21 protein-coding genes and 1 tRNA gene are annotated in these 21,864 nt (G+C 35.9%); 20 read left to right on the top strand and 2 right to left on the bottom strand.

The window, feature by feature from the left end:
* Positions 1 to 117: 117 nt before the first annotated feature.
* Together F5ESL0259_RS01850 and F5ESL0259_RS01855 are read left to right on the top strand one after the other, a co-directional pair.
* A complete protein-coding gene (locus F5ESL0259_RS01850) occupies positions 118 to 2,883 on the top strand; it encodes a TIM-barrel domain-containing protein (protein WP_147446416.1) in 2,766 nt (921 codons plus the stop codon).
* Between the two features lie 142 nt (positions 2,884 to 3,025).
* Positions 3,026 to 4,021, top strand: coding sequence for a tagatose 1,6-diphosphate aldolase (locus F5ESL0259_RS01855; protein WP_122037297.1), 996 nt, complete (start codon positions 3,026 to 3,028; stop codon positions 4,019 to 4,021).
* A 57-nt stretch (positions 4,022 to 4,078) separates the two neighbouring features.
* On the opposite strand, the gene F5ESL0259_RS01860 is transcribed toward F5ESL0259_RS01855, so the two are convergent.
* Positions 4,079 to 4,840, bottom strand: coding sequence for a MurR/RpiR family transcriptional regulator (locus F5ESL0259_RS01860; protein WP_122025721.1), 762 nt, complete (start codon positions 4,838 to 4,840; stop codon positions 4,079 to 4,081).
* A 123-nt stretch (positions 4,841 to 4,963) separates the two neighbouring features.
* Between F5ESL0259_RS01860 and pfkB the strand changes: the two genes are divergently transcribed.
* The 3 genes from pfkB (at position 4,964) to F5ESL0259_RS01885 (ending at position 9,227) form a co-directional block, all read left to right on the top strand.
* On the top strand, positions 4,964 to 5,893 hold the full coding sequence (pfkB, locus tag F5ESL0259_RS01865; RefSeq protein WP_122037298.1) for a 1-phosphofructokinase: 930 nt from the start codon (positions 4,964 to 4,966) through the stop codon (positions 5,891 to 5,893).
* 1 nt (position 5,894) lies between these two features.
* Positions 5,895 to 7,814 (top strand): fructose-specific PTS transporter subunit EIIC, encoded by a 1,920-nt coding sequence (locus tag F5ESL0259_RS01870; RefSeq protein WP_122037299.1) that lies wholly within the window; start codon positions 5,895 to 5,897, stop codon positions 7,812 to 7,814.
* A 744-nt stretch (positions 7,815 to 8,558) separates the two neighbouring features.
* The gene (locus F5ESL0259_RS01885) at positions 8,559 to 9,227 is read left to right on the top strand and encodes a hypothetical protein (RefSeq protein WP_122037302.1); all 669 of its coding nucleotides are present in this window, start codon (positions 8,559 to 8,561) and stop codon (positions 9,225 to 9,227) included.
* An 88-nt stretch (positions 9,228 to 9,315) separates the two neighbouring features.
* Here the strand turns inward: F5ESL0259_RS01885 and F5ESL0259_RS01890 are convergent, their stop codons facing one another.
* Positions 9,316 to 10,038 carry a GntR family transcriptional regulator gene (locus tag F5ESL0259_RS01890; protein ID WP_122037303.1) on the bottom strand — a complete coding sequence of 241 codons (723 nt, stop codon included), beginning with the start codon at positions 10,036 to 10,038 and terminating at the stop codon, positions 9,316 to 9,318.
* Between the two features lie 185 nt (positions 10,039 to 10,223).
* On the opposite strand from F5ESL0259_RS01890, the gene F5ESL0259_RS01895 reads away from it, so the two are divergent.
* The 15 genes from F5ESL0259_RS01895 (at position 10,224) to F5ESL0259_RS01965 (ending at position 21,723) form a co-directional block, all read left to right on the top strand.
* Positions 10,224 to 11,219, top strand: a complete 996-nt coding sequence (locus F5ESL0259_RS01895; RefSeq protein ID WP_110445669.1) for an SIS domain-containing protein — start codon at positions 10,224 to 10,226, stop codon at positions 11,217 to 11,219.
* A gap of 223 nt (positions 11,220 to 11,442) precedes the next feature.
* On the top strand, positions 11,443 to 11,865 hold the full coding sequence (locus F5ESL0259_RS01900; RefSeq protein WP_046324424.1) for a PTS sugar transporter subunit IIA: 423 nt from the start codon (positions 11,443 to 11,445) through the stop codon (positions 11,863 to 11,865).
* A complete protein-coding gene (locus tag F5ESL0259_RS01905; protein WP_046324425.1) occupies positions 11,862 to 12,332 on the top strand; it encodes a PTS sugar transporter subunit IIB in 471 nt (156 codons plus the stop codon). The genes F5ESL0259_RS01900 and F5ESL0259_RS01905 overlap by 4 nt, the downstream gene beginning before the upstream one ends.
* Positions 12,333 to 12,347: 15 nt before the next feature.
* Positions 12,348 to 13,142: a PTS sugar transporter subunit IIC gene (locus F5ESL0259_RS01910; protein ID WP_046324426.1), complete on the top strand. Its 795-nt coding sequence runs from the start codon at positions 12,348 to 12,350 to the stop codon at positions 13,140 to 13,142.
* An 11-nt stretch (positions 13,143 to 13,153) separates the two neighbouring features.
* A complete protein-coding gene (locus F5ESL0259_RS01915) occupies positions 13,154 to 13,990 on the top strand; it encodes a PTS system mannose/fructose/sorbose family transporter subunit IID (RefSeq protein WP_046324427.1) in 837 nt (278 codons plus the stop codon).
* 43 nt (positions 13,991 to 14,033) lie between these two features.
* The gene (locus tag F5ESL0259_RS01920) at positions 14,034 to 15,011 is read left to right on the top strand and encodes an SIS domain-containing protein (protein WP_046324428.1); all 978 of its coding nucleotides are present in this window, start codon (positions 14,034 to 14,036) and stop codon (positions 15,009 to 15,011) included.
* Between the two features lie 93 nt (positions 15,012 to 15,104).
* Positions 15,105 to 16,082, top strand: coding sequence for an SIS domain-containing protein (locus tag F5ESL0259_RS01925; RefSeq protein WP_122037304.1), 978 nt, complete (start codon positions 15,105 to 15,107; stop codon positions 16,080 to 16,082).
* A gap of 15 nt (positions 16,083 to 16,097) precedes the next feature.
* Complete coding sequence (locus F5ESL0259_RS01930) at positions 16,098 to 16,802, top strand: GntR family transcriptional regulator (protein WP_122037305.1); 705 nt, start codon at positions 16,098 to 16,100, stop codon at positions 16,800 to 16,802.
* An 11-nt stretch (positions 16,803 to 16,813) separates the two neighbouring features.
* Complete coding sequence (locus F5ESL0259_RS01935) at positions 16,814 to 17,290, top strand: PTS sugar transporter subunit IIB (RefSeq protein WP_122037306.1); 477 nt, start codon at positions 16,814 to 16,816, stop codon at positions 17,288 to 17,290.
* 5 nt (positions 17,291 to 17,295) lie between these two features.
* Entirely contained in the window at positions 17,296 to 18,084 is a 789-nt protein-coding gene (locus F5ESL0259_RS01940) for a PTS sugar transporter subunit IIC (protein WP_122037307.1), read from the top strand.
* Positions 18,068 to 18,889: a PTS system mannose/fructose/sorbose family transporter subunit IID gene (locus tag F5ESL0259_RS01945; protein WP_233558035.1), complete on the top strand. Its 822-nt coding sequence runs from the start codon at positions 18,068 to 18,070 to the stop codon at positions 18,887 to 18,889. Before F5ESL0259_RS01940 ends, F5ESL0259_RS01945 begins: the two co-directional genes overlap by 17 nt.
* A gap of 120 nt (positions 18,890 to 19,009) precedes the next feature.
* On the top strand, positions 19,010 to 20,068 hold the full coding sequence (locus F5ESL0259_RS01950) for an SEC10/PgrA surface exclusion domain-containing protein (protein WP_122037309.1): 1,059 nt from the start codon (positions 19,010 to 19,012) through the stop codon (positions 20,066 to 20,068).
* Positions 20,069 to 20,139: 71 nt separating this feature from the next.
* Positions 20,140 to 20,655 carry a GNAT family N-acetyltransferase gene (locus F5ESL0259_RS01955; protein ID WP_122025736.1) on the top strand — a complete coding sequence of 172 codons (516 nt, stop codon included), beginning with the start codon at positions 20,140 to 20,142 and terminating at the stop codon, positions 20,653 to 20,655.
* A gap of 90 nt (positions 20,656 to 20,745) precedes the next feature.
* Positions 20,746 to 20,817: transfer RNA gene (locus tag F5ESL0259_RS01960), tRNA-Gln, on the top strand.
* A 195-nt stretch (positions 20,818 to 21,012) separates the two neighbouring features.
* A complete protein-coding gene (locus F5ESL0259_RS01965; RefSeq protein WP_046324439.1) occupies positions 21,013 to 21,723 on the top strand; it encodes a glycerophosphodiester phosphodiesterase family protein in 711 nt (236 codons plus the stop codon).
* Positions 21,724 to 21,864: the final 141 nt, after the last annotated feature.

Consider the following 21,864-nt stretch of genomic DNA (forward strand, 5'->3'; position numbering starts at 1 on the left):
AACATTTCTAATTAAGATTAATTTTCTTTTAATATTAAGGAGGAGAGCACTATTAATAAAAATGACCAAAACCAAGTAACCAATTTTACTAACTTGAAATTGCAAGCTATCACTGATGTGACTAAGCAATCAGGTTATTTTGAAATTAACTATCAAAACGGGCTGACAGCTCGCCTTTATATCTTGGACTCAACAATATTCAGATTATATATTGATCCGACTCAAAAGTTTCAAGAACCAGAACAATCAGAAGCTGGCTTACATGCTCAAATTTTTGTGAAAGATATTTATGATTCTTGCGGTATGAATGGTGCCAGTATTCATGCTACCAATACCGGTTGGCAAATTGATACAGGTATAATTGAAATTAATTTAAACAAAAACTCAGCTACTTTAGACGTCACTAAAAATGGCAAGACGATTTTTCAAGAAGCAAAGCCAGTTGAATTGAAGGATTCATTAACAGTCCAAACCCTAGTTGATTGCAATAGTAATTACTTTGGTGGAGGCACGCAAAACGGGCGTTTCACACTAGCAGGAGAAAAAATTGCAATTGTTAATACCAATAACTGGGTTGATCATGGTGTAGCATCTCCTAATCCTTTTTACTGGTCAACGGCTGGTTATGGCGTGATCCGTAATACTTTTAAACCCGGACATTACGATTTTGACAGCGCTTCTAACAATAAAATTACGACTGCTCACGAAGAAAAACGCTTCGATGCTGTCTATTTCTTTGCGGATTCGGCTTATGAATTGCTCAGTGCTTATCATCAGTTAACTGGCCAGCCGGCTTTAACACCAATTTTTGGTTTTTATGAAGCTCATTTAAATGCTTATAACCGGGATTATTGGGTAGAAGTTAACTCTAAAGAAAAGGGTGCTATCAAATATCCAGATGGTAAGTATTACAGGGAGTATCAACCAAAAGATTTACCTGCAGAATTAAAGCCAAAGTCAATTAGGGAAACGCTGAACGGCGAACATGGCGGGGTTTCCTATCAATTTAGTGCCCGGGCAATGCTTGACCAGTACCTTGAGCATGATATGCCTATAGGTTGGTTTTTGCCTAATGACGGCTATGGAGCTGGTTATGGGCAAACGGATACTCTAGCAGGAAATCTTAAGAACTTAGCGGAGTTTGTCAAATATGCTAATAGCAAAGGCGTGCAAGTAGGATTATGGACGCAGCAAAATTTAGCACCAGTTGATCCTGAAAATCCTAAGCCGGATGATCGTGATTTTGAAAAAGAGCTGGTTGCCGGAGTCACCGCACTTAAGACGGATGAAGCATGGGTTGGCCATGGTTATTCGTTTGGGTTAAATGCCACGCAAAGTACAGCTAAAATGATTGCTAAAATTAAAGGCGATCAGTTGCGGCCGTTTATTACTACAGTTGATGGTTGGGCAGGAACGCAGAATACTAGTACAGTCTGGACAGGAGATGAAGTTGGTGGCGAATGGGAGTATATTCGCTTTCAAATACCAACTTATATCGGTGAAGGATTATCAGGCCAACCTAATGTTGCTTCGGATATGGATGGTATTTTTGGTGGGCAAAACCCGATTGTTAATACTAGAGATTATCAGTGGAAGGCCTTTACACCAATTCAGCTGAACATGGATGGCTGGGGCAAAAATCCTAAGAATCCATTTGCGTTTGGCGGGATCACAACTAAACTGAATCGTGCTTATTTAAAGCAGAAATCAATGTTGCTGCCGTATGTTTATAGTATTGCTGCCCAGGCAACCTTTACTAGTAAACCAATGGTACGTGCCATGTTTTTGGAGTACCCTAATGTTCCAGAATTTTATACAAATTTGGTCAGGTACCAGTATTTATGGGGAGATAATTTCTTAGTTGCTCCAATTTATCAAAACACCACCAGCGATGAAAAAGGAAATGATGTCAGAAACGAAATCTATTTGCCTGATAAAAAACAAATCTGGATTGACTACTTCACTGGTCAGGAATATCAAGGTGGACAAGTAATTAACAATTTTGCCGCTCCATTGTGGAAACTGCCGGTATTTGTTAAAGCCGGAGCCATTATCCCGGTAGCACCGGCAACTAACACGCCGCAGGAATATCTCAACTTAAAAAAGATGCGGCAATTTGTGATTTATCCCAGTGGTACTAGCAATTTTAATGTCTATGAAGATGATGGCTTCTCTGCCCAATATAAGCAAGACAGATATGTCCAAACTAAAATTAGCAGTAGTTTACGGGGCTCCAATTTGACCATTAAAATTAATAAAGCTCAAGGTACTTATGCAAAGTTTGACCCTGAAAAGACAACTGAGTTAAGCATTAAAACTAATAAAGTACCAAGGACAATCGCAGTTCTGATCGGTAATAAAGAAGTTCATTTAACTGAAGCAGAAAATTTAGCGGATTTTCAAAAGCATGATAACTGCTACTATTTCGATCAGCATTATCTGACAAATCCATATTTAGCAGAATTTAACTCAAATTTGGAGCAGACATTTTTAAGGATAAAACTGCAACAGACGAATGTGTGTCAAAATGAAATCACTGTTGAAATTACAGACAGCGCTTCGACAGCAGTACCAGTTAATGAACTGCCGCTAAAAAATGAGGCTCTAATAGTTCCAGCTAATTTAACACAAAATGATCAAAAAACCACCTCAAATTCTGTTACAGTATCTTGGCAGCCAGTACCTAGCTGTGACAGTTATCAGTTAAAAATCGATGGTTTGTTATATTCTAATATTGAAAAAACTGCTTTTACCTTCAATAACCTGAAGCCTGAAACGACACATACTTTTCAAGTTAGAGAAATTAAAGAAATGGCAGCTTCTTCTTGGGGAGCAAAAATTATTTGCAAGACCAAGAAAGCTGTTAACTCTAAAAAGAAATAATTTGGTGATCAAAGTAAATTTTTTCTGAATTGTTTATAATTGTGAAAAAGTTTACTAAAACTTCTGCTTTTCTTTAAAAGGCTAAACTATCAGTATATAATAATAATTGTGCGATTAAAGATAATGTTAAAGGAGATATATAATGAAAACAATTTCTGCAGCAGTTGCCAAACATATGGCAAACTTGTCAACTACTGATGGCATAATTAGTGCTTTGGCAATTGACCAACGTGGCTCTTTGAAAAAGATGTTAGCTGATGCGGCTAATAAACCTGCTGATGAAACAACTATCGTTGATTTTAAAAAAGCAGTATCTAGTGAGCTGACCCCATATGCTTCATCTATTTTGACTGATCCAGAGTATGGCTTACCAGCTACCAAAGTTAGAGATAAAAATTGCGGATTATTACTTTCTTATGAAAAAACTGGTTATGATACGACTGAACCAGGAAGAATGCCTGATTTAATTGCTAATCAGTCCGGATTAAGAATTAAAAATGAAGGCGGAGATGCCATTAAGTTTTTAGTTTATTATGATCCTGATGAGGGCCAAGAAATTAATGATAAAAAACAAGCTTTTGTTGAAAGAGTTGGTGCAGAAGCTAAGGCCAATGAGCTACCATTATTCTTAGAGGTTTTGACTTATGATGCTAACATTCCTGATGCCAAGAGCGAAGAATTTGCCAAAGTTAAAGCTGACAAAGTTTTGCAGACAATGAAAGAATTTTCAAAGCCTGAATATGGTGTAACTGTCCTTAAAGTTGAAATTCCGTTTAACATTAAATTCGTCGAAGGCTTTAACGGTGATAACAATGTTGTTTACACTCAAGAAGAAGCCAAGAATCTGCTTAAAAAGCAGTCTGAAATAACTGACTTGCCTTATATTTTCTTATCAGCCGGTGTAACCAGTGAAGAATTTATCGCTGAAATTAAAATGGCTGAAGAAGCTGGAGCTGACTTTAACGGTGTTCTTTGTGGTCGTGCTACTTGGAAGCCAGCCATTAAACCATTCGCTGCTGAAAGTGAAGAAGCAGGTAGAAAATGGTTATCTACTCATGGTAAAGAGAATATCGAAAACTTAAATGAAGCTCTTAAAGGGGCAAAATCCTGGCGTGATAAGTTGGAAGTTGCTGAATAACTGAATTTTTCAAACTTAAAAAAGCTTTCTATACTAATTTAAAGTATAGAAGGCTTTTTATTTGCTCTTGTAAAAATCACATCTAACCGAATAGGCGTCACAAAAGATGCGTGTCATTATTTGCAGTGGCAGTCGTGATCTAACCTCATATTCAGGAAAATAGTTAGTTTTTGATTTGTAGCCAATGAAAGTTAAAGTGGAGAAAGGCAAAATACTGCCGGATGGGTTAGTAGTAAATGTCAAAATTGGAACATCATTTTTATTTAAAGCTTTAGCTGCAGTTACTAATTCCTCAGTTTCTCCGTTTAGGGTAATAAAAATTGCTAACGAATCCTTCTTAATCTTGCTGGCAATTGTTTTAATGATATTTGGATCTGAGTGAAATTCGCAGTATTTTTCGGTTAATTGTAATTTGACCATCATTTCGTGAGCAATTGATTCGGACAAACCACGGGCAAAAATAAAAACTATTTTAGCTTGTTTGGTCAATGAAATACTGTCTTCAATTGTGCTGTAGCTCAAATTGTGCAGCGTGTTGTTCATTTCAATTTCGTTTTTAGTAATGACGCTTCTAATTTTATCATCAGCATCATTTAGAACACTGAAAGTGGAATTTGAATTGCTTTTTAGTTTCAAAGTTTCACGGTAAGAGGTGTAACCACTATAACCCATCTTTTGCATGGTGCGCACAATTGTAGCCGTTGACACGTTGGCAAATTGACTTAGCTTTACTATCGACATGTTAGCAATCTTTTGGGGATTATTTTCGACTATATTCCAAAGATGCAATTCTGCTGCTGAGAGTTCTTTTGTTGCCATTTAAGTGCTCCTTTTGTAAATATTTTTCTATTAATTATAGTAAACGCTATCAATTCAGAAAAACGTTACACATATTTGTCTTTATAATAATAATACAAAAGGCAAAAAAAGGGAGAGAAATCTTTGATTTATACAGTAACGTTGAATCCAGCAATTGATTTAGTAATTGTCACTAAAAAGCTGGAACCAAAGGTAGTTAATAGAACTGAAAAATTTGAATTACAACCTAATGGTAAGGGAGTCAATGTTTCGTTCATTTTAAAGAAATTGGGCATTGATAGTGTAGCTACTGGTATTGGTGGCGGCTTTACACTAGATTATGTCATTTCTGGTTTAACAGAGAAGGGTATTAAAACTAATTTCTTAAAGGTAAAAGAACCTACTAGAGTTAATGTCTTTACGGATGTTTTAGACGAAGGTACAGAATACAAACAAGTTAATCCGGGACCAGTAGTAAGTTCAGATAAGCAAGATCAATTTTTGGATTATCTTGAAAGCACAGTAACTAAGGATGATATGGTAGTCGTTTCCGGTAGTTTTTCTCGGGGTATAAAACCAGACTTTTTAGTCCAACTGGCTCAGTTAGTCCAAAAACAGGGAGCTAAATTTGTGATTGACAGTAGTTACCTAGAAGTAATTGATACTTTAAAATACCGGCCGTTTTTACTTAAACCTAATGATAGTGAACTCGCTGCCTTCTTCAATTATGAGGGTGAGATGACTGCCGCAAAAACGGTCGAATTGGCTCAGAAATTAATCAAATTGGGTTGCCAAAATGTTCTCGTTTCTTTAGGTTCTGATGGCGCTGCTTTTATTAATAAACATCATGTTCTATTTGCCAATGCTCCCAAAATACAGGTGGTTAATTCAGCTTGTGCTGGAGATACCATGTTGGGTACTTTTATTGCCTTTTTGGAAAAGAACAAACCAGTTAGTGCTGCTCTTAAAATGGCTGTTGCCGCGGGTAGCGATACCGCTAGTCGCACAGGACTGACAGATTTTTCTTTAGATGAGTTATTACCGCAAATTTCAGTGGAAGAAAGGATGAAATAAAGTGGCTAATTATGATTTAGTGGGTGCTACTGGTTGTGCAACCGGTGTCGCTCATACATTTATGGCAGAAGAGGCCTTAGAAAAAGCGGCTGAAAAGCTTGGTTATACTATCAAAATTGAAACACATGGTCAAACGGGCATCGAAAATAATCTGACTAGTACGGAAATTGCAGATGCTCAAGCAGTGATAGTTGCTTCTGATATTGATGTTGGCTTGGATCGCTTTGCAGGAAAGAGACTGGTTGTTGTTCCTGTTGCCAGAGGTGTAAAGGAACCAGATGCTTTAATCAAAAAAGCGTTGGCAGCTCCTATTTATAAAGAGGGTCAGGCAGCCAAGAGTTCAAATAAAGATAGTGTAGGAAATCAAAAGCTAGGTAATAAAATTTATACCTCTTTAATGAATGGCGTCTCTCACATGTTGCCGTTTGTCGTTGCAGGTGGTGTGCTAATGGCCATTTCCTTCTTCTGGGGAATTGATTCGGCAAATCCCAAAAGTAGCGAATACAATCAATTTGCTGCGATGCTAAATACAGTTGGCAGTACTACTATGAACTTGATGGCTCCAGTTTTAGGCGCTTATATTGCAGAAGCTTTGGCGCAACGGACGGGTTTTGTAGTAGGCTTGGCTGCCGGTTTTATCACCTTCAACGGTGGTGGCGGCTTTCTGGGAGCCATCGTTGGTGGCTACTTAGCAGCAATTATAGTTTTTGGCTTACAAAAATTGTTTCAACCATTGCCGGATGATAAATTTAGAGGGTTGAAATCAATCTTTCTTTTACCCGTTCTCGGGGTTTTAATAACTGGCTCAATTATGTACCTGTTGAATACTCCAATTGAAGCATTGAACGTTGGTTTAATGTCTTGGCTAAAAGGATTTGAAAATACTAATCCTGCACTGTTAGGTATCATAATTGGCATCATGTGTGCGGCAGACTTTGGTGGACCAATTAATAAAGCGGCATACGTTACGGGAACCGTGCTGTTAGCACAAGGAAACTATTACTTTATGGCTGGTGTTTCTGCGGCTTGTATTGCTCCACCTCTAGCTACGGGCTTTGCTGTCTTAATGAATCGCAAAGCATATTCAAAGAGTGAAAGAGCTGCTGGCTATGTCAACTTTTTACTGGGATCAACTCATATTACTGAAGGCGCGATTCCTTTTGCTGCTAAACACCCATTATGGAATATTCCGGCCTTTATGGTTGGTTCTGCAGTAGCATCAGTTTTAACTTACATAACGAAAATTAGTGTACCTGCTCCTCATGGTGGCTTTATTGTTTTACCGTTAGTCAATAAACCTTTCTTATGGGTATTGTGGATTCTCATTGGAGCTGCTATTTCAGGAGCGCTGTTAGCTTTAATTGCCGGTAGATTTGATAAAAAAGATAAGCTGGCTGCAGCAGCAGAAACTACTGCCGCACCTAGCGAGGCCAATGTAACTAATCAAAACACTGAAACTAATACAGAAGCTTTTGAGCCCAGTGATATTCTTGAATTAAGGAACATTCAAGTTGGTGTTGCTGTTACTAGTCGTAATGATGCACTCAAATATCTGGCTGATTTTGCTGTCAAAAACCAATTAGCAAATGATAGTGATGCGGTTTACGATAGCTATCTTAAACGTGAAAAAGAAGGCTCAACTGGTATGACTGATGGCTTTGCAATTCCCCATGCTCAGTCAGCTGCAATTGCCAAGTCTTCAATGATAGTCTTAAAACTCAAAAAGCCAATTGATTGGCAATCTTTAGATGGCAAGAAAATTGATACAGTTATTTCTTTTTTAATACCAGAAACTGATAGCAATGCTCATCTGCAATACTTGTCAAATACTGCTAAATTGTTGACTCATGAAGACTTTATTGCAAGCCTTAAAAAGGCCAACACTCCTGAAGAAATTCAGGCTTTGTTTGAAAATAATTAATATACTAAAAAACACAAGACTCTTAGTCTTGTGCTTTTTGGTTAAAGTTATAATTGCGCTATCTTACAAATGTGTTTGCTGCTGAGATAGATTTGATAATGTGATACCGCCAAAATTTGGCTAATGAAAATCTTCTATGACTAGCAAATTCAATTTTATCTTGCGTAGACAATTTAGCCCCAAAATATTCCTCAAACTTGGGAGCAGGACATATCTGTTTTCTATAGTCGTATTTACTTTTAATCTTCAATCTTTTTAGCTGCATTCAATGCCTTCATAATTGAAGGATTTTTTGAATGACAATCCTCAAGCATCTGTAAATCTTTTTCATCTAATTTAACTTCATATTTACTCATTTTTCTTTTCCTTTCAGCTGAATATTAAATTAACTATAGCACTTTTGCAACAAAAATATTCAAAACTGGCTATTGTTTTTCATTTATGTTGCAAAAATAATCTATATTCGCTTAAATTTAAGTGTACAAACGCATGTTCTTGCTACTTACAACATTGCATTTTACCTTGCTATTATGGCTGGTTGTCAAATTAAATAACAGTTAACTTTGTGTTACAACTATGACATTTTTCAAAAAAATGGTAACTAATTCTTAAAGGTTGAGTGATATTCCTGTTATCGTTCTGCAATTTTACAGTTGTAGTATATATAACATCAAATTGAATATTAGTTTACTATTTTTGATTTGAAAAACATATTATGGATTTTTATTTAAGGAGAGAATTTTTTTGAAGGTAAAATCTATTTTAGTTAAATCAGCAGCAGTAGCAGCATTATCTGCTTCTGGAGTTGCAGTTATAGGCAGCGTTGCAACTAGCGACGTTCAAGCAGCTACCGTTGAAAATGATGCAGCAGTTGTAACTGTTAACTATGTTGATGGTAATTCAATTCATGTTTGGAACAGTTATAAACACCCTAAGGCTACTGGTCAAATTTTACCAAGTAATTCTTCTTGGAAAGTCATTAAGACTGCTTATGACAAAAAGGGTCACAAGTGGTACGACTTAGGCAAGAACCAATGGGTTAAGGCCAAATACGTCAATAAAGGCTATCATCCGGCAAATGAATCTCAAAATACAGCGGTAACCAGCAGTCAGACTGAAAACAGTATGGTTGCAAATAACACTGAGTCAACTTACGCTACTAATTTAAATTACACTACTGCTTCAACTGACTCAGAAGCAGGAGCAAAGGCATGGATTGCCAGTCGTGAATCTGGTGGCTCATACAGTGCGCAAAATGGTCAGTACATTGGTAAATACCAACTTTCTGCCGCATATCTTAACGGCGACTATTCAGCCGCTAATCAAGAGCGTGTTGCTGACAACTATGTTGCTGGTCGCTACGGCTCATGGGCAGCAGCTAAACAATTCTGGCTTGCTAATGGTTGGTACTAATTAGTTAGTCAAAAGTTAAAACAGAATATTTATAAAAGTAAGCAGACACTAGTAGAAAACACTAGTATCTGCTTTTTTGATTTGAAAATTAATGGTTAACTGCATAGGTAAACTTATCGCTGCGGATAATTTCTTGAGTAATATGTAGCGGAAAATTATGATCATCATAAACTAGATCTTTAATCCGCATTAAAGGTGTTTTTTCGTCAACATTAAGTAAGAAGGATTCTTCTCTATTAGCGAATGCAATTTTAAAAGTCTTCTTTCCTTTTCCAGGATTAATGTGAAATTTCTTTCGTAAAATCTTGTACAGTGGCATATCAAGATCTTCATCTTTAATAGCACTATATTTAGGAGCCAGCCAAATCCATTCAAGACAGAAAGGAATATCGTCGATATACCGCAAACGTTTAATTTCAATAATTTGTTGTTGGGCATTAGTTTGCAGAAATGTATTTTGCTCATCATCACCAGTAATACTATTGATACTAATTAAACGATTGGAGATTTTTTTACCCGTTTTTGCAGCACTATCTGTCAAGCTAGAAAACTTTTGATTCTGAGTTTCAATTTCGTTTCTTTTGTCGGACACAAAAGTTCCCTTGCCAGGAAGCTTAATTAAATAATTCTCATCACTTAATACTTTAAGAGCTTTTCGAACAGTGGTACGACTGACAGAAAACTCTTTTTGCAGCTCCATTTCAGAAGGTATTTTTGTGCCTATTTGATATTTATTTTCTGCAATTCTGTTTTTTACGATCTTTGCCAGGTCAATATATAATGGCATATGATTTTCTGATTTTTTTAACATGTTTTTTTCTTTCTTGAATATTATTATTTGTATTATAACAAAAGCTGATTGATTAAGCACCAGTATCTATTTTGTACCAAATAAAGATACTGGTATTTTTAATATTCCCTTTACTTTATAAATAAAGCGCTTTATAATTTGTAAATGAAGATACATGTATCATTTTTAAATACAGGAGAGTAAAAATGAAGATACAAGATGAAGTTAAACAGACTGTCAAAAAAGCTGTTAACAAAATGGAACACGAAGGAGGTATTAAGCAAGTAATTTGGATAGGCGCCGGTGGTTCGTTCGGTGGCTTTTATGGCGCTAACTATTTCTTACATCAAGAGTCAAAAAAGCTATTTTCCAGTATGTATACTAGTGGGGAATTTGTTTATGCTCCGCCAAAGAATTTAGACCAAAATTCATTAGTAGTTTTATGTTCTATGAGAGGAACCAGTGAGACGATTGATTCTGCTAAAGTTGCTAAAGAACATGGTGCAACCACTATAGCTCTGTATGTTGATGAATCCGACTTGGTAAAAGTTTGTGATTTTAAAATAAAATATGAAAGTTTAGCTTTAGATGAAAGCAGGCTTGAGCGTGTAAATGGCAGTATTGGGTTATGCATAGCAATGAATTTGCTCCAAGAAGTTGAAGGCTATGATGATTTTGAAACAGCGATGAAGACTTTTGATTTACTTGATCCTATTTATCGTAAGGCAGTTGATTACACTACTCCTTTGGCAAAAGAATGGGCAGAGCTAAATAAAGATCAAAAAACTATTTATGTTATTGCCAGTGGTCCAGCGTATGGTGCAGCTTACGTTTTCTCAATTTGCAATATAGAAGAAATGCTGCAACTGAATTCACCAACCATTCATAGTTATGAATTTTTTAATGGTCCTTTTGAAGTTACAGATAAAAGCAAGTCAATTTTTCAGCTATTGGCCACAGGCAAAACTAGGCCTGAAGATGAGCGTGCTCTTAAATTTGAACAACGGTTTGGCGGCAAAAAATTATATGTATTAGACGGTAAGGAAATAGGTTTAGATGATATCAAGCCCGAAGTTTCTCCGTATTTTAATCACCCGATTTTTTCATCTATTCTAAATAATGTTTATATGAGGGAACTTTCTTATGCTACCCACGAAAGCTATGAAACTCGTAGGTACATGTGGAAAGAAGACTATAAATAATCATTTTAGACGTGAAATGATTATAGGTGCTTGAAGCGTGTGTCATTATTTTTTAATAACAAATTTAACGAAAACGCTTTAAAAAAATAATTTTTAAAATAAAATTTAATTATTTTTGAAGAAAGCATTTACGTGATCAGATTTTTATATTATTATATCAGGTATACATGTTAATACATCTTGTTAATATGCTAGTGAGTGTTTGGATTAGGGGTGAAGTTTAGTGAAAATAATTTTAGTTAGCCATGGCAAGCTTGCCAAGGGAATGAAAAATACTGTTGAAATGATCGCTGGTAATCAGGATAATCTTGAAGCGTATGAAGCCTATAAAAATGGTACGAGTGATGATAGCTTTATTGGTGATATTAAGAATTCGCTTGATAAGGTTGGTGATCAGAAAGCAGTAATCATTACTGATGTTTTAGGTGGCTCAGTTAATAATGAGATGACCCAACTGTTAAAGGATCATCAAAATTTGACGGTGTTAACAGGCATGAATCTGCCTTTGGTTATAACTTTAGTTACTACAGCAGATTCCGGCCTAACCCAAGAGAGTATTGAAGAGGCTATTAACGAAGGACAGAAAGGAGTTTTGTCGATAAATAAGTTAATGACTGAGGATGACGATGAAGGAGATTTATTATGATAAAAGTAATTAGAGTTGATCACCGATTATTGCACGGACAAGTCATTTTTTCATGGACCAAGTTTGCGAATATCGAAAGAGTAATTGTAATTGATACAGCTACAGCAAATGATGATTTTAAGAAAATGTCCTTGAAACTGGCTAAGCCAGAAGATGTTCGTCTAAACGTTTTTAGCGTCGATAAAGCAATTAGTAAAATTGACCAGATTAAGGCACTAAAAGATAATATTATGTTGCTTTTTGAAAACGTAGCGGAATTGAGTAAATTTATTGCTGCATATGGATCTGTAGATGAAATTAATTACGGCTTAATTCCATCTAAACCAAATGCAAAACGCTTTAGTAATGCCATTTATTTAACTCCAGAAGAAGTTAAGCTTACTAAAGAAATGTGTGATAAGGGTATTAAGATCAGCATGCAACAAGTTCCTTCAGCTAATAAAGAACTTCTAAATAATATTATTTAGAAAGGGAGGTAAAAAATGTTTTGGAAAGCATTAGTAGTCGGCTTGGTTGGTGTATTCGCCATGTTCGACTCAAGATTGCTTGGGCGTGAAAACTTTGAGCAGCCATTAATAGTGAGTACACTTGTTGGCTTAGTACTGGGAGATGTTTCGAAGGGATTGCTGGTTGGTGCGACACTAGAGCTAGTTTCAATGGGAATAGTTCAAGTAGGTGCTGCCGTTCCCCCAGATATGGTTTTGGGGTCAGTCGTAGCTTCAGCTTTTGCTATTTTGTCACATACCAGTGCACAAGCTGCGTTAACTGTAGCTTTGCCAGTAGCCGTTTTGGGGCAACTGGTAGCCATAGTTATCAGAATGCTGTTTTCATCTTTTAATCAGTTAGTTGAAAATGCAATTGATGCAGGCAAATTCAGAAAAGCGCGAAGCTACCACATAGTATATGGACCAATTATTTATGGTTTGTTATATTTTGTTCCAGTATTTTTGGCAATTTTCTTAGGTACAAATGTTGTTACCAGTTTTGTTAAGATGATTCCAGATTGGCTAACTAATGGTTTAACTTTGGCAAGTAAGATTTTACCAGCATATGGATTTGCACTTTTGATGTCAACTATGATCGATAAAAAGAATGCAGTTTATTTGTTCCTAGGATTCTTTATTGCTGCATACGGTAAGATGACAGTTATTAGTGTAGCTATTTTTGCAGTTATTTTCGCTATTATTCTTAACAAATTTATGACTAATAACGGCAATAATAGTTCTGGATCAAATTCATCAGGTAGTGACGACCTAGATGATTTGGAAGAATTATAGGAGGACAAATTATGACCGAACAAAAGCATACAGATAAACAGCTACGTCATAGATTTTGGCAATTCTTCTGGAGATCGTGGGCTATTCAGACATCTTGGAACTATGAAAGTCAAATGAACATGGGTTTCATGTATGGGATGGCACCAACAATAGATGAAATTTATGGCGAAAAGCCGGATACACCTGAAAAACTCCAAAAGAAAAAAGAGGCATATCATCGTCATATGGCCTTCTTCAACTGTACACCACAGTTAACCTCGTTTGTTCTGGGGTTATCTTCTGCAATGGAAGAAGAATATGCAGCCAATCCAGATACATTCGATCCTGATTCAATTAACGGTGTGAAAACCTCGTTAATGGGTCCTTTATCAGGTATTGGTGATTCCTTCTTCCAGGGAACAATTAAAATTATTGCCTTTGGTCTGGGAATCAACATGGCTCAACAGGGAAACATATTTGGGCCAATTTTGGCAATGATTATTTCCATCATCCCTTCAGTTATTGTTACTTATTGGGGCGGTAAATGGGGTTATCTGCAAGGTAAAAAGAATATTCAGCGTCTTATTAGTAACGGTACCATTAACAGAATCATGTCTTTGATGAACGTAATCGGGCTGATGGTTATTGGAGCAATGGTGGCAACAATGATTGGGATAACGACACCAATTAAATTTGGTAAAACTTTTGTTTTACAAAAGACATTAGATTCAATTTTCCCACAAATGTTATCTCTTGCATTCACCTTAGGTATGTTTTACCTAATCAAAAAGAAGGTTAATACTGCTTGGATCATGGTTATCTGCATTTTTGGCGGTATCCTACTTAGCGTATTAGGTATTTTTAATTAGTTGTTAGTAAATTTTTATAATAAATAAGGAGATTATATAAATTATGGATTTTGAAAAAGTTAAATCTATTGTAAGTGATATTAAGGAAAAACAACCTGATATTGATCGTGTAATGTTTGTTGGTTGTGGTGCTTCAATGGCCGACTTGTATCCAGGTTATTACTTCGTTTCACATGAAAGTACTAAACTGCTTTCCTCAATTCATACTGCAAATGAATTTAACTATGATACGCCAAAAGGAGTGGGAGAACATACTATTGTAATAACTGCGTCTCTTGGAGGTACAACTCCTGAATCAGTAGCTGCAACTAAAAAGGCTAGAGAATTAGGTACTCACTTAATTACTTTATCAATGGCAGATGATTCACCTATTATTAAAGAAACAGAATATAAAGTTATTCATGGCTTCCACGAAAATTATGCTGCTAAAACTGAAAAAATGTCATATTGCTTAGCCTTTGCTATTGAAATTGTTAAGCAGTTTGAGGGTTATCAGTTTTACGATGAAGCTGTTGCAGCTTTCAACGGCATGCCTGATTTGATTGAAAATGCAGTAAAATCAGTTGGGCCTTCCGCAAAAGAATTTGGTGAAAAGTACAAAGATGAAAAGAAAATTTTTGTACTAAGCAGTGGTGCATCACTTGGTGTTGCATATTCAACAGCATCATTTTTGTTTATGGAAATGCAATGGATTGCTGCTCCAACAGTTCATTCCGGTGAATATTTCCATGGCCCATTTGAACTTACCGAAAAGGATGCACCGTATCTATTATTCATGAATGATGGTAGCACTCGTCATCTTGATGCCCGTGCTTTGACATTCTTACAAAGATTTGATGCACAAGTAACAAATATTGATGCTAAGGATTATGGTCTTAATGAAGTTGCTGGTGAAAATGTAATTGATTACTTTAACCCAATGATTCATACTGGTGTAATGCGTGTTTATGCTGAAGAGCTTGCTAAGGCTAGAAAGCATCCACTAACCAAGCGTCGTTATATGTGGAAACTTACTTATTAATAGAAAAGAGTTTTAAAAGGATTCTATGAAAGTAGAATCCTTTTATATTAAATAGTCATATTAAAATTTAACATAAATTAGGAGTTCAAAAATATGGATAGCAATACAGTAAACAAAGTTGTTAAAGATGCCTTAAATCATAATCAGGGAAAAATAAATAGTATTTATTTTACAGCTTGTGGTGGTTCGTTAGTTGATTTATATGTTTCAAAATATTTTCTGGAAGCGGAAGCGAAGAAAGTAACTACAGGCTTGTATACTGCAAACGAATTTGTACATGTAACTCCAGCAAAATTAGGTAAAGATTCGATCGTGTTCGTTTGCTCACACAGTGGCAACACACCCGAAACAGTCGAAGCAGCTAAGGTTGCACAAGAGCATGGAGCTTTTACTATTGGCTTGACGTTTAATAAACAGGCAGATTTGCTTACTTATTCTGATGCTAAAATAATTTATGAATGGGGTAACGAAGCCGAAGTAGTCAATAATCCGATGGCAATAACGCTGCACGCCACCGCAAAATTATTACATGGAATTGAAGACTACCCTTATGTCGATCAATTTGAGGACAGCTTTAAAAAAATAGATACAGTTGTTGCTAATGCTATTGATCAAGTTCAACCACGGACAAAAGCTTTTGCGCAAAAGTATAAAGATGAGGAAATGTTTTACGTATTGGGTAGTGGTCCTTCTTTTGGTCACGCATATGGTTTTGCTATCTGCTCTTTGATGGAAATGCAATGGTTAAATGCTTCAGCAATTCATTCTGGAGAATACTTCCATGGTCCATTTGAAGTCACAGATAAGAACACCCCTTATATTCTAATTAAGAGTTTAGGAAGAACTCGAGCTCTTGATGAAAGAGCACAAACTTTCTTAGAGAAATATGCAGAAAAAATAGAAATTGTTGACGCTAAAGAGCTTGGCTTGGACATGATAGATGACAAGGTTTCAGAGTACTTTAATCCAATTTTGTTCTATACTATTCTTTGTGAATATAGATCAAAATTAGCTGATGTACATAATCATTCATTGGATGTTAGAAGGTACATGGGCAAAGTTAAATATTAAGGATAGTGATGACACTTGGCAGCAACAGGTTCTTTATATTCTCAAGTAATGGAAAAAATCAAGCAAAAAATTATTACAGGCGAGTATCCGACAAATAGTAAATTGCCAAACGAATTTGAATTAAGTAAGCAATTTAATGTTAGTCGCGTAACATTACGCAAAGCTATTGCAGGCCTGGCTGAAGATGGCTTAATTGAAAAAATTCATGGTGTAGGTACATTTGTCCGCAAGCCACGCAAGGTAAAAAGGATTATTAGTTCTGCTTCAGCTGAAAGCTTTTCACAAACAGCTGCAAAGGCTGGGTTTAAAGCTAATGCAAAAGTAATTAAAATTAAAAAGGTTGAAACACCTGAAAATTTGAAAACTACTTTGAAAACCAAAGTTGCTCTCTATGTTGAACGGGTATATGCAGTTGAAGATGAACCTGTAATGCTTGAACGCAATTATTTTCCTTTACCACGATTTACTGGGCTGGAGAAAACCGATCTAAGTAAATCTCTATACCAAATTTTACGCAGGCAATATCATATTAAAGAATTAAAATCACGTGATATGGTTATTAGTGTTGCTTTAGCTAGTCTCGGCGAAGCTAGAGTCTTAAAAAAATCTGTTGGTTTTCCTTTGTTGTTACTACAAGTGTGTGTTGAAGATGAAAATAATAATATAGTACACGCCGGGAAACACTACATAATTTCCGACAGGTATGAATTTCACGTATGAGGAAAGAAAAAGTGATTAATTTTTTTAGAGTAGATCACCGCTTACTTCATGGTCAAGTAGCACAAGCATGGTACGGTGCTACTGGAGCTAATTGTATTTTAATTGCAAATGATGAAGTTGCTGGTGATCAATTAAGAAAAAACGTAATGAAGCTTGCCAAGCCGGCAGGCGCAAAATTAGTAATTCAATCAATTGCTAAAAGTGCAAACTCGATTAACAGCGGCGTTACAGATAAATATCATGTTTTTGTAGTTGTCGCCAGTATACATGATGCTTATCGGCTATTGCAGAAAATAACGGTCAATATTAAAGAATTAAATTTAGGCGGTACCAGCCCGTCTGCTGAAGCAGAATCATTGTCTGCTGCAGTTGGCGTTACGCCACAAGATAGAAAAGATTTACGAAAGCTACAAGAAAAGGGAATGGAAATATTCATTCAACAGGTTCCTTCAGAAGCAAAAAAAGTCGTAAATTTTAGAAAGGAATAGTGCACATGTTTTTAGAAACAATTCTAATTGGAATAGTCGCACTATTTGGTTATGGTGAGTACTTTCTGACTGGACGTGGTATGGTGGCCAGGCCTATCGTCATGGGCCCTTTAACCGGACTAGTATTAGGGGACTTATCTACCGGTATTAAAATAGGTGCGGCTTTAGAATTAGCTTATATTGGAGTAGTGGAAGTTGGAGCATCTGTGCCGCAGGATATGGTCTCCGCTGGAGTCTTAGGGACCGTTTTTGCTATTTCAACTGGGAAAGGCACTTCGGCGGCATTGGCTTTTGGTTTGCCTCTTTCCATGTTAGTTTTATTAGTGCAAAACTTTGCTTATGTTGCCGTTTGTCCTTGGTACGTCCAAAAATGTGATGACTATGCCAAAGCTGGGGAGCCAGACAAATTAAGTAGAATGTCATTTTGGGGTGGAACCATAATTAATTTTGTTCCCTCAGTAATATTAATTATGTTAGCCTTCTATTTTGGTAATAGTTTTTCAAAAGAAATAGTTGCTGCTATTCCGCAGTTCGTTCAAGATGGGTTAGTCGTTGCCAGTGGTATTTTACCTGCTTTTGGTTTTGCAATGTTATTGGAACAAATATTACGTAAAGAAATAATTCCTTTCTTTGTTATTGGCTTTTTGTTAACAACTTATCTTAAAGTACCAATAATTGGTGTTGCTTTGTTTGGCGCATCAGTCATTGCAATCATGTATTTTTACGAGAAAAAATATCAACCCAATATGGCTAACAGTCAGATAGGAGATGATGACAATGTCGATGAGTTCTAATAACAAAATGAATAAAGTCCTACATAAGACGTTTTGGCGGACTTTTACCATGGGTGCCTCTTGGGAATACACCAGACAAATGGGTACGGGATATTGTTACGCAATGGTACCTGCTCTAAAGTCAATTTATCAAGGTGATAAAAGGCAAATGGAAATTGCTTTAGAAAGGCATATGCAATTTTTTAACATTACCAACATTTTTGCCCCTCTTGTTTTAGGGACTTCGATAGCAATGGAGGAGAAGAATGCTTCTTCAGCTGATTTTTCACCCGACTTAATTAATAACATTAAAATAAGTCTGATGGGACCTCTGTCTGCGATTGGTGACTCGCTGTTTCTGTCTACTTGGAGAATTATTTGTACTGGACTTGCAATTTCTCTGTGTCAGGCTGGAAATATTCTGGGACCTATTCTATTTTTACTTGCTTACAATATTCCGGCTACATTAATTCGCTATTTTGGTTTGAAAATTGGTTATAAACAGGGATCAAGTTTTTTAAATAAACTTAGTGATACTAATATTATTCAAAATATTTCAGAAAAAGCTTCGATTTTAGGGATGTTTGTAATTGGTTCTATGGTCCCTAGCCTTGTTGTTGTTAATACACCTCTTAAAATAGGTATTGGTAAGAATGCCCAGTCTTTAACAAGCATATTAAATACTATTATGCCTAATATGTTGCCATTATTGGCTACTTTTATCATTTTTGCTATGTTGAAAAAGAAGGTAAAGGTAGTATGGATTTTAGTATCAATTGTGGCTTTTAGTATTTTAGGAACCTGGCTTCATTTCTTGTCAATATAATAAATATTACAGACTATTTCTTAATTGAAAAAATAATTTAATTGGCAATTTTTCATAATAAGTTTAGAATTGAGTTTGTACCATAAAGAGCCAATTTAAGAGTAACTCTCGAGGAAGAATATGAAGAAAAGCAAATTTGCTATTGCCGTAGTTAATATTATTTTTTTAATTACCATTCCAGGATTAACTCTAGGCGGGACTGAACAAGTAGCAGCAGCCACTATTAAGGGCTATGTTAAAGTTAAAAAGAAGAAGAAAGTTCGCCTATATAAAATGTCTGGAAAGCATTCTAATTTTTATGCAAAAGCTAAATATAGCTATCCATATAGTGCGAAGAAAAAAATTGGTAAGAAAAAAAGACCTGCTTATAAAATCGGTAACAATTCTCATTGGATTTTAGCTAAGGATGTTAAAGTCGTTAAGAAAAGTTTTCCCAGAGTATATACTCAGGCAAAAATGAAATTACCAAAAGGTTACACTAAAAGCGAATTGCTGCTCGCTTATCAAGGCAAACCTACTAAGAATTTTGTCAATGCTTCAATGCGAGGGATGAAAGCTAATGATTTCAGCCGCCTTAAAGTGTCTGAAAGTAAAGCTGATGATTTGACTCAAGTTGACTTAAATCAGCTTACACCTAAGCAAATTAGCGATCTAACTGCTTTTTCACTTCGTCTTATTAATGAAGCTAGGAGTGACCTAAATTTGTCACCTTGGGTTGAAAGTAATGGAACCGGTAAGTTAGCAGCTGATATTGCCTTGGAATATAGTAAGAATAATAAGACTATTAAAGATAGTCACTATGTTCCGGGTATTGTTCGTGCTTGCCATGCTAATGGCCTTAATCTTGATGATAATTTTGTCGAAGATATGGCCGGCTTTTATAATATTAGTCAGACAATGTCTATGACCGAATTAAAGAAAAGCGTTTATTTTGGCTTAAAACAAATGATATTTGGTTATGTTGGCAGTGGAGAAGAGGAACGATCTAACAGAAGCTACTATCAAGAATGGGAGCATGCTGGAGATTTGTTTAATACACAAGGGTCGCTTCACGATGGAGATTACAACTATTATGGCTTCAGTATTTCCCATAATGACAATGTTTGTTCTCTGCATTTTATTAGCGTTCCCACCTATGTAGTTAACAGTAAAAAGTATAATAAAGGTTTTAAACCGTAAAAAACAGCCTAGTAATTGGGCTGCTTTTGTTTTACAATTATTTCTATATATTTTTAAGTAGGGTAAGAAAAATGTTAATTTATATTCGGATGGCTGAAAAAGAAGATCTTGATCAGATCATGACCATTATTGATGAAGCAAAAGCGTTGCTAAAAAAAGACGGTAATCCCCAATGGCAGAATGGCACGCCCAGTCGTGAAATACTGACAGAAGATATAAATCTTAAGCGCGCATACTGTCTCGTAGCAAATAAGGAAATAGCAGGTGTCGCGGTCTTGCTGACAACACCAGATCCTAACTATGCTGAAATAGCTGGAGCCTGGTCTAATAACAAGGAGCAATATGCCACAATTCACCGAATTGCCATTAGTTCCAAATTTCGCGGGCAACACCTCAGCCAATTTATGATGTCCAATTTAATCTCTCGCGGGCTCATGCTTGGCATTCGTAATTTTCGTATTGATACCCACGCGGTCAATAAGCGGATGCAGGGCTTAATAAAAGGTTTAGGCTTTGAATATCGGGGGATTGTTCAGGTTGACCAAACTGAAAATGGCGCTAGAAACGCCTATGAATTAAATTTATAGCGGGAAAAAAGTTATTTTGTACTTGACTTGCAAGACACAATTTCCTATACTATTTACTGTTGAGCAATCAAGTAAAAGCTCAAATGGTATTGGGTTATAGCCAAGCGGTAAGGCACTAGTTTTTGGTACTAGTATGCGCTGGTTCGAATCCAGCTAACCCAATTGTTCTTACGAACACCCAACCCGAAAAATGGCAGGTCTGTAAAGGACCTGTCTTTTTTTGCCCAAAATGCATTGCAAAATTTCTTTACTTTTTTAGTCTTTCATATTTAAAAAATAGCTAAATGGGTTTATTATACTCATTATGTTTTGTTTGTAATGTTTATCTTTTTGATGAGGTTTAACTAATACAAAAATATGAATAGCAGTAAAAGTAAGACAATAGTATTTGGACATAGAGGCTATCCTGCTAAATTTGCAGAGAATTCTATGGAAGGCTTTCGTAATGCTGTTGCAAATGGTGCTGAAGGCGTTGAATTTGATGTTCACCTGACACAAGATGGTGTCCCAGTAGTTATGCATGATGAAAAAGTTGACCGTACAACAGATGGCACCGGTTATATCAAGGACTTCACCCTTAAAAGGCTGAGAAAATTACATTTATCAAACGGTGAACCCGTACCCACTTTGCAGGAATTATTTGAGCTTCTTGAAAATAAAGATATTCAAATAAATTTGGAATTTAAAACCGGAATCATTCACTATCATGGTATTGAAAAAACCGTTTTAAGTTTGGCTTATCTATATCATTTTATGCATCCTATTATTTATTCATCCTTTGACTATGTCACTCTGAAGAACTGTCAAGAAATTGATCCTAATCAAATTTATTGTTACTTAACGGATGAAGAAGTAGTTAATTCAGCTAAGCTGGTCAAAGATAATCATTTTGCTGGTATCCATCCAGGTAAATTGCTTCCAACGCGCGAGGCAGTTACCGAGCGAATTTGGACGGTTGATGACCCGCAAATAGCTAAGAAGTATTTTCAAGAACATGTTGCGGGAATTTTTACTAATAATTATCCTTTAATGATTAAATTACGAGATCAAATACAGGGAAAGGGATAACCGAATATTAAAACTAATAATTTTAGAAGGGTCTTAACTTATTTAGTTGTAAGGCCTTTTTTGCTAAATTAGTTTGAAATTAAAAAAATATTGTAGAAAAATAATTTTTTAAAAGGTATAATTTTTATAACTAAAAAGAAA

Source organism: Lactobacillus sp. ESL0259, assembly GCF_003693045.1.
In the GTDB taxonomy this organism is placed as follows: Bacteria; Bacillota; Bacilli; order Lactobacillales; family Lactobacillaceae; genus Lactobacillus; species Lactobacillus melliventris.

Excerpts from the sequence above, each read along its gene's own strand:
- F5ESL0259_RS01855 (WP_122037297.1), top strand. The coding sequence starts at position 3,026 with ATGAAAACAATTTCTGCAGCAGTTGCCAAACATATGGCAAACTTGTCA.
- F5ESL0259_RS01860 (WP_122025721.1), bottom strand. The coding sequence starts at position 4,840 with ATGGCAACAAAAGAACTCTCAGCAGCAGAATTGCATCTTTGGAATATA.
- F5ESL0259_RS01890 (WP_122037303.1), bottom strand. The coding sequence starts at position 10,038 with ATGTTAAAAAAATCAGAAAATCATATGCCATTATATATTGACCTGGCA.
- F5ESL0259_RS01895 (WP_110445669.1), top strand. The coding sequence starts at position 10,224 with ATGAAGATACAAGATGAAGTTAAACAGACTGTCAAAAAAGCTGTTAAC.
- F5ESL0259_RS01905 (WP_046324425.1), top strand. The coding sequence starts at position 11,862 with ATGATAAAAGTAATTAGAGTTGATCACCGATTATTGCACGGACAAGTC.
- F5ESL0259_RS01910 (WP_046324426.1), top strand. The coding sequence starts at position 12,348 with ATGTTTTGGAAAGCATTAGTAGTCGGCTTGGTTGGTGTATTCGCCATG.
- F5ESL0259_RS01915 (WP_046324427.1), top strand. The coding sequence starts at position 13,154 with ATGACCGAACAAAAGCATACAGATAAACAGCTACGTCATAGATTTTGG.
- F5ESL0259_RS01920 (WP_046324428.1), top strand. The coding sequence starts at position 14,034 with ATGGATTTTGAAAAAGTTAAATCTATTGTAAGTGATATTAAGGAAAAA.
- F5ESL0259_RS01925 (WP_122037304.1), top strand. The coding sequence starts at position 15,105 with ATGGATAGCAATACAGTAAACAAAGTTGTTAAAGATGCCTTAAATCAT.
- F5ESL0259_RS01940 (WP_122037307.1), top strand. The coding sequence starts at position 17,296 with ATGTTTTTAGAAACAATTCTAATTGGAATAGTCGCACTATTTGGTTAT.
- F5ESL0259_RS01945 (WP_233558035.1), top strand. The coding sequence starts at position 18,068 with ATGTCGATGAGTTCTAATAACAAAATGAATAAAGTCCTACATAAGACG.
- F5ESL0259_RS01950 (WP_122037309.1), top strand. The coding sequence starts at position 19,010 with ATGAAGAAAAGCAAATTTGCTATTGCCGTAGTTAATATTATTTTTTTA.
- F5ESL0259_RS01955 (WP_122025736.1), top strand. The coding sequence starts at position 20,140 with ATGTTAATTTATATTCGGATGGCTGAAAAAGAAGATCTTGATCAGATC.
- F5ESL0259_RS01965 (WP_046324439.1), top strand. The coding sequence starts at position 21,013 with ATGAATAGCAGTAAAAGTAAGACAATAGTATTTGGACATAGAGGCTAT.